The 7758-nt window shown below is 39.0% G+C and carries 7 protein-coding genes; 6 read left to right on the forward strand and 1 reads right to left on the reverse strand.

The window, feature by feature from the left end; genetic code table 11:
- Window positions 1-931, forward strand: a 931-nt coding sequence (locus K6D58_RS04430) for a dihydroorotate dehydrogenase (protein ID WP_296828046.1), incomplete at its 5' end; no start/stop codon positions are given.
- On the opposite strand, the gene K6D58_RS04435 is transcribed toward K6D58_RS04430, so the two are convergent.
- A complete protein-coding gene (locus K6D58_RS04435; RefSeq protein ID WP_296828048.1) occupies window positions 912-2459 on the reverse strand; it encodes a RecQ family ATP-dependent DNA helicase in 1548 nt (515 codons plus the stop codon). The genes K6D58_RS04430 and K6D58_RS04435 overlap by 20 nt on opposite strands.
- A 133-nt stretch (window positions 2460-2592) precedes the next feature.
- Here K6D58_RS04435 and K6D58_RS04440 point away from each other — a divergent pair, with 133 nt between their 5' ends.
- From K6D58_RS04440 to K6D58_RS04460, 5 genes are all read left to right on the forward strand, one after another.
- Window positions 2593-4014, forward strand: a complete 1422-nt coding sequence (locus K6D58_RS04440; RefSeq protein WP_296828050.1) for a lyase family protein — start codon at window positions 2593-2595, stop codon at window positions 4012-4014.
- A gap of 6 nt (window positions 4015-4020) precedes the next feature.
- Window positions 4021-5178: a Gfo/Idh/MocA family protein gene (locus K6D58_RS04445; RefSeq protein WP_296828052.1), complete on the forward strand. Its 1158-nt coding sequence runs from the start codon at window positions 4021-4023 to the stop codon at window positions 5176-5178.
- A 19-nt stretch (window positions 5179-5197) separates the two neighbouring features.
- The gene (locus tag K6D58_RS04450; protein ID WP_296828054.1) at window positions 5198-5857 is read left to right on the forward strand and encodes a LolA family protein; all 660 of its coding nucleotides are present in this window, start codon (window positions 5198-5200) and stop codon (window positions 5855-5857) included.
- 12 nt (window positions 5858-5869) lie between these two features.
- The gene (locus K6D58_RS04455; RefSeq protein WP_296828056.1) at window positions 5870-6970 is read left to right on the forward strand and encodes a helix-turn-helix domain-containing protein; all 1101 of its coding nucleotides are present in this window, start codon (window positions 5870-5872) and stop codon (window positions 6968-6970) included.
- Between the two features lie 18 nt (window positions 6971-6988).
- A partial coding sequence (locus K6D58_RS04460) for a radical SAM protein (RefSeq protein WP_296828058.1) occupies window positions 6989-7758 on the forward strand: 770 nt, incomplete at its 3' end.

Raw genomic sequence — 7758 nt, forward strand, 5'->3', positions numbered from 1 at the left:
TTTAAGCGTAACTCTTGCCGGTGTTGAACTTAAAAATCCTACTATAGCTACCGCCGGAACTTTTGCTTATGGTCAGAATTATCGTGGTGTGTCTGATGTAAATTACTGGGGTGCCATTACTTCCAAGGGAATCACCTATGAACCGAGGGTTGGAAACGGTGGAGAACGCTGTCTTGAAGTTGTGGGCGGAAATATGAATTCCATTGGTCTTCAGAATCCTGGTGTGCCTTACTTTGTAGAAAACCTTCTTTCTCCTATGATGGAACTTGGTCCTGAGGTAATAGTAAACCTGGCTGGTAAAGATATTACTGAATATATTAACGGCGCAAAAATGCTGGATAAAACTCCTGCAAAGATTATTGAACTTAACATCAGCTGTCCTAATATAAGCGGTACACCTTTTGGTATGGATCCTGAACTTGCATACTGGGCTGTAAAACTTGTAAAGGAAGAGATTCACAAACCTCTTTTTGTAAAGCTTTCTCCTAATGCTCCAAATATTTGTGAAGTAGCAGAGTACTGTATTAATGCAGGAGCAGATGGTCTGAGTCTTATTAACATGGTTCATGGAGTTGCCATAAATATTGATGAAGGTAAGCCTTTCTTTGAAAAGGTTCATGCAGGCTGGAGTGGTCCTGCCTTAAAGCCTCTTTCCCTTCGTATGGTTTATGATGTTGTTGCCATGATGAATAAGCTTCCGCCGGAAAAGCGAATCCCTATTATAGGTATTGGTGGTATTTCCAACTGGAAGGATGCTGTTGAATTTATTATGGCTGGTGCTACAGCTGTAGGAATTGGAGCTGCCAAGTTTACAAATCCTGATGTTGCTCATGACATTACAGAGGGAATGAAAGCATTTATGAAGTCTCACGGCTATCATAACCTTGCAGAAATGAGGGGAATTGCTCAGGTTAATAAGGAAGAAGCTTAGTAAAGGAACCTGTCCTGTTTTTAAGAAAGAATTTTCCTTTTTTAATCCAGCCTCCTGATTCAAGCTGTTTTATGATTTCATTTACGTCATCAGAGTGCCAGGGGCTGACATTTAGTAAAGGAGAATCTTTCTTATTAAATTCCCTTGTAAGACTGTTAAGAAGTCCATCCCTGCTGTATAGAAAATTGTGCTTTTTTATGTATTTAAAAGTAAAGAGGGCATCTTCTGCAGCAGGGGCAGGACCTCCCCTAAGGCATACATCACAACCGTCACAGTAGGCTTCTTCTCCACCCAGGGCATCCAGTAATACCTGTCTTCTGCAGCTTTTACTTTCTGCAAAATCCTTTAAAATCCTTTCCCTGCTTCCTTTTTTGAATTTTTCATATTTAATGCTGTCATTGTAGCTCCATAAAAGAATGGCTTTAGCTATGCTGCCGTTTCTTCCTCCACGGCCTGCTTCCTGAATGTAACTTTCCGCAGTAGGGCTGGCTTCCAGATGAATTACAGTATGTATGTCCTTTTTATCCACTCCCATTCCAAAGGCACAGGTACAGCAAAGGATTCCGTCTTTGGAAGGGTAAAACCATTTTTCTACATAATCTTTTTCTTCTTTTTCCATTCCGGCATGATAGAATTTTACCTTGTCATAACCGTAAAAGGCTGCCAGTTCCCTTGCCATATCTTCTGCCTTATTTCTTGTCCCGCAGAAAACTATAAGTGGTTTTTCTTCTGTAAGGGCCAGACGGAAGGCTTCCCTTTTTTTATTCCAGGCATTTACTACAAAATAGTGGATGTTTGGTCTGTCGGAGCAGCTTCTGACTATGTGGGCATTTCCATCAAAGAGAATCTGAGATACTCTTTCAAGAACCTGGGGAGAAGCGGTTGCCGTAAAGGCCGTAACTGTCCTGGTGTTTAATTCCTTAATTATGCTGCCCAGGGTAAGGTAGGCAGGCCTGAAACTGTCCCCCCATTCACTTACACAGTGAGCTTCATCAATGGCTATGTGGGCAATATTTACTTCTTTAAGTCTTTCTAAAAGCCTTTTGTCCTGTAAAACTTCTGGGTTTGCAAGGATTATTTTTGCACCTTCCCTGATTTTTCTAAAGTTTTCTTCCCTTTCTTCCTGACTTTGTCCTCCCCTGAATATTACACTGGACAGATTTCCTTCATCCATTCTCCTCTTCTGATCCGTCATAAGGGCAAGAAGGGGGTATAAAACCAGGGTGGGACCTTTTAAAAGCAGGGCCGGGGTTAAAAAACAAAGGGATTTTCCCGCTCCTGTAGGAAGAAGTACTATCTGTCTTCCGCTGTCTTCTCCGTGTAAGCTTTTAATATCTTCTTCAGCTTCAGGCCTGCAGTCAGTAAAACCTTCCCTTGCAGCAGAGTCCATAATGTTGGCAATAACGATTCTCTGCCAGGGGTAGAGGTAGCTTATGCTGAAGGAATTTCTTGCTGCTATTACTACTTCATCATCAGTAAAGGCTTCTTCATCTGAGATTTTTATTTCTTCAAAAATAATTTTTTCCATACATATATATATTTTAATCGTTTGACAAAAATCCCCACAAAACTAAACACTTTTTTTAACTGTTTTTAAGTTTTCTATATAAAGCCTTTAATTTCGTTGTTTTTTATTTTGAATTATGCAATAATGAGACATTATGGAATCACGCAATATATTTGAAAATCTGTCATGTCTTGATCATCGTTATTCTCTTTCTGAAGCTCCGGCTTTTGAGGGATTGTCTAAATACATTTCGGAAGAAGCAAGTATCCGTTCATGTGCCAGGTGTGAAGCTGCCCTTGTAAAGGCTCACCTTAAGGTCCGCGGTACCCTTACTGATGAAATTGCAAAAAAACTTGATGAAGTGGCTGATAAAATCGACCCTCAGGAAGTTTATGCAGAAGAAGAAAAGACAAAGCACAATATCCGTGCCCTTGTAAATGTAATGAAAACAAAGGTTGATTCTGATATCGGCCCTCTTATTCATCTTGGTGCTACATCAGTAGATATTCTTGATACTGCTTTAAGCTGCCGCATGCGTGATGTAACTAAGAATGTTGTTCTTCCTGAACTTAAAACCCTTGAAAAATATCTTTGTGAAATTGCAGAACGTGAATGTGCCACACCTCAGGTTGGACGTACTCACGGTCAGCATGCAGTACCTATTACTTTTGGATGGAGTATTGCAGAATTTGTAAGCCGTCTTGGTAAATCAATCCTTCGCATTGAAGAACTTTCTGACCAGCTTGCAGGAAAACTTGCAGGACCTGTAGGTTCGTATAACGGACCATCAATGATTGTAAAGGATCCTGAAGAACTTGAACGTACTTATGTTGAATTCCTTGGTCTTAAACCTTCTGAGTATTCAAATCAGCTGGTTGAGCCGGAATATGTACTTCGTCTCCTTCTTGAGATGAATGTTGCTTTTGGTATTATTGCAAATCTTGCTGATGACCTTCGTAATCTTCAGCGTTCTGAAATAGGTGAAGTTTTTGAATATTTTGCAGCTACTCAGGTAGGTTCTTCAACAATGCTTCAGAAACGTAACCCATGGAACAGTGAACATGTTAAGTCTTTATGGAAGGCTATGTGTCCACGTGTAATTACATTCTATATGGATCAGATTTCAGAACATCAGAGGGATCTTACTAATTCTGCCAGTCAGCGCTTTATTGCTGATTATGTTTCAGGATTCACCATGGCTGTAGCCCGTATGAACAGTGTTGTTAAGGGGCTTCAGGCTGATAAGGAAGGAATGGCCCGTAATCTTGAAAATGCCGGTGGTAAAGTAAAGGGCGGTGTTCTTGCAGAACCTGCTTATATTCTTCTTGGAGAAGCCGGATATAACGACGGTCATGAAGTTATCCGTAAGATTACCCTTGAAGCAGAAGAAAGCGGAAAGACTTTCTTTGAAGTTCTTAAAACTCACGAAAAAGAGTTTAAGGATATTACAGCTCAGCTCGAAAAACTTGGAGTTGAAAATCCTGCTAATTTCTTTGAACATCCGTCAAACTACTGTGGTCTTGCTGCAGTTAAGTCTAAGCGCCTTGCTCAGAAATATGCAGAACTTATGAAATAGGATTTTATGTCACTGGATGGATTTTATACTGCTGCACTGATAGGATGCGGACGCATCGGGTTTTCTCTTGGTCACGATGAAAAACGTGAACAACCGGCCAGTCATACAATGGCCCTTATGGATAATCCCCGCATTAAAATTATCGCTGGCTGCGATAATGATTCAGAAAAACTTAAGGCATGGCATGAGGAAGTACCATGTGCTCAGGTTTTTGAGTCGTCATCCGCTCTCTATCAGCATTTGCATCCGGATATTATCGTGGTTGCAGTAAATGAAGCTTATCATCTTGAAGAAGCTCTTGCTGCAATCGATGCTGGACCAAAACTTATAATTCTTGAAAAGCCGGTAGCCCTTAATCTGGAGGAAGCATTTAAGATTAAGGAAGCTGCAGAAAAGAAAAATGTTCCTGTTCTTATTAATCATGAACGTCGCTTTTCTGAAGATTATATGGCTGCAAAGAATTATATGGCTTCTATAGGACAGGTCATAGATATTAAGGCTACTCTTTATTCTTCCATGGCTGTTTATGATCAGGAAGAAGAGGGTAGTGGTGCTTATTCTTTGATTCATGACGGAACACATCTTTCTGATATTGTTCTGTACTTTCTGGAGGATCTTAATTCTCCTTCTACTACTATAGAAACCCTTATGTCACTGGGTAAACCTGGAACAGACTCTCTGTCTAATCCTAATGATTCCCTTGTAGGCAAAGAGGTTAAGCAGAAAAAGATAATAGTAAATACAATTCTCAAACGCCCGGTACTTACAGGTGTTGTCAGGGATGAAAATGGTGTAGTAAGGCAGGCTTGTGCCCATTATGTTACCCATGTATGCCCGGAAGTGGAACTTCTCTTTGTGGGTCGTTCCAAATATTTTGGATTTGAAATTGAAATTAACGGAACAGAAGGAAGAGTCTGCATTGGTAACGGATATTGTAAGTTCTATCATGCAGAAGAATCAGACCTTTATTCTGATCTTTATTCATTAAGAAAGGATACGTCTGTTAAAATTCCTGAAAAAACCCGTTATTTTTCTAACATGATTCAAAATGCAATAGATTTTCTTGATGAAAAAGAATGCCTGAAGTCTACTTTGCAGACAGGAATAAATGCACTTGCAATTCTTGAGGAAATACGCAAACTACTTAAAGGCTGTTTTTGCTAATTTCATGTGGGAGTTAAAAATGAATAGAAAGTTTTTGATGCTTTTTAGCAGTCTTTTTTTATTAGTTTCAGGGCTTTGCTCTGCACAGATTCAGACTGCAAATGAATTTTTTAAAAGTCTCAGTGACTATTATTCAACATTTAATGATTATGAAGCTGACCTTAAAATGGAAATTGCCGGTCAGGAAGCAGAAGGAAGGGTAAGTTTTAAGAAACCGGAGATGGTCAGGATTGATTTTACAGAACCTGCAGAACAGGTTTTTGTTTACAATGGTGATAACCTTGTAATATATCTTCCTGGTTCTTCAGCTATTCTTGAACAGCATACAGAAGGAAATCTTGCTAAAACCATGACAGGACTTGCCCTTCTCAAGCGTTACTATACTGTAGCTTATGAAACCAGTCCTGATCCTCTTCCTATTGAAGAAGGCAGTGACGATATGGTTATCAACCTGATTATGTACCGCCGTTCAACATCAGAAGTATTTTCTTCAATAAAGATGTCTGTAGGTGTAGATGATAATCTTATTCATCGTGTAGAAGCCAAAACTACAACTGGTGCTGTTTATATTTTAGTATTCAGTAATTACAATATTAATACAAAAATGTCTGATCAGCGTTTCATTTATGATCCGCCTTCCTCTGCAAATAACTATAAAAACTTTTTGCTGACTGAGTAAGCGGAGATTGTCATGGAAAGTTATGGTCTTATCTTAAAGAATGCCCGTGAGGCTAAAGAACTTGATATAGAAACTGTTGCCAGGGAAACTTCCGTTTCAAGAACTTATCTTCTTGCAATGGAAAGTGAAAAGGAAAGTGAATTCCCTGATGGTCCATATATTACAGGTTTTCTTAGAATATACTGTGATTATCTTGATATAGATGCTGACAATGTAATCCGTCTTTATGAATCAAAAAAACTTCAGGAGACACCTGTTCCTGTTCAGCTCCTTGAACGTAAGGCTCCAGGTTTTATTAAGCCTCTTATTATTACAATTTCAGTACTGTTTTTTCTTGCCATTTCTGCCTGGCTTATAATCGGAGTATTCCGTCTTCCACAGAAAATTAATGAAAGCAAACGTCAGAAAAATATGGCTGAACAGAATCGTACCTTTAAGGTTGGAACTGAAGTTGTTCAGGCCAGACTTAAAAAAGGAGACCAGATTCTTATTCCTTCAACTGAAGGTGAAGATAAAAACATTACCATTACGGTTTCTGACACTTTAGGTAAGCTTTCCCTTTCTACTCCTGTTGGTAATCAGATTCTTGAATTTACTGATGACAGAAAAATTGATATTAACGGTGACGGTAAACTTTTCTTCTGTATTTATTTAAGCGATATCAGCAGCAAAAAGGATTATGGTGCAGAAGTAAGGATGTTTATGAGTGCAGAAGATCCAAGTCTTCTTCCATCCAATACTACGGAAATATCTTCTGTAGAAACTTCCACAAAAGCAGATATTCTCCGCCGTACTGTAATTCATGAAAGTAACAGACCTTATCCTTTTACTGTAGAAGTTACTTTCCGTGGTTCATGTATGTTCAGGCGAAAGGTTGATTTTTCTTCATATGAAGAATCTTACTACCATACATCAGAACAGATTACTGAACGTCCTAATAATTCAATTCGTCTCTGGATGAGCAATTCCAATGCAGTTAACATCAGGCTTACAGCAGATACTTCCCGTTATGATCTTGAAGTAGGAAGAGCCGGAGAAGTTAAGGCAGAGGATATTAAATGGGTTCATGATAGTGACGGTATGTACCGCATTGTTATAATGGAACTTGACTGATAAAACTTGTGGATTTTTATGAACAGAACTTTTTTTCTTGACCAGCATGGTTGTGCAAAAAATCAGGTTGATGGTGAACTTATAATTACCAGACTTGAGAAGGCTGGTCTAACACGTGTAGAAGATGCTTCTTCTGCAGATCTTATAATAATCAATTCCTGCGGCTTTATTGAAAGTGCAAAAAAAGAAAGCCTTGATTCCCTGATGGGAGCCAGATCTGCCTATCCAAATGCAAAAATTATTCTTGCAGGCTGTCTTGCTGAACGCTATGCAGAGCTTTTTAAAGAAGAACTTCCGGAAGCTGATGGTATTTTTGGCAACGGTAATATTGATCTTATTGATAATTTTGTTGAAGAGCTTTTTGATGGTCAAAGGCCTGTTGTAAAAGTTCAGCAGAAAGGTGTGTGTTCCGGGGACAGAAATACCTTCCTTAATTTTAAGGGAAGTACTTATGTAAAAATTACTGAAGGCTGTAACAACAGATGTACCTTCTGTGCCATTCCTATAATCAGGGGAGACCTTCGTTCCCGCAATGCAGATGAAATTGTTAAAGAAATGCAGCATCTTGTTAATTCAGGTATGCATGAGATAAATCTTATCGGGCAGGATCTTGCAGCCTATGGTACGGGAGAAGAAGACGACGGTTTTACCCTTCCTATGCTTATAAAAAAGATTTCTCAGGAAGTAAAGGGTAAGGTTTGGATAAGGCTTCTTTATATTCACCCTGATCATTTTAAAAAAGAAATTCTCGATGAAATGAAAAAGGATAAAAGATTTCTTCCATATTT

The sequence above is a fragment of the Treponema sp. genome (genome assembly GCF_024696245.1).
Taxonomy (GTDB): Bacteria; Spirochaetota; Spirochaetia; order Treponematales; family Treponemataceae; genus Treponema_D.

What these genes read in the sequence shown, in the direction of transcription:
- K6D58_RS04435 (WP_296828048.1), bottom strand. Translation starts at nt 2,459, where the DNA reads ATGGAAAAAATTATTTTTGAAGAAATAAAAATCTCAGATGAAGAAGCC.
- K6D58_RS04440 (WP_296828050.1), top strand. Translation starts at nt 2,593, where the DNA reads ATGGAATCACGCAATATATTTGAAAATCTGTCATGTCTTGATCATCGT.
- K6D58_RS04445 (WP_296828052.1), top strand. Translation starts at nt 4,021, where the DNA reads ATGTCACTGGATGGATTTTATACTGCTGCACTGATAGGATGCGGACGC.
- K6D58_RS04450 (WP_296828054.1), top strand. Translation starts at nt 5,198, where the DNA reads ATGAATAGAAAGTTTTTGATGCTTTTTAGCAGTCTTTTTTTATTAGTT.
- K6D58_RS04455 (WP_296828056.1), top strand. Translation starts at nt 5,870, where the DNA reads ATGGAAAGTTATGGTCTTATCTTAAAGAATGCCCGTGAGGCTAAAGAA.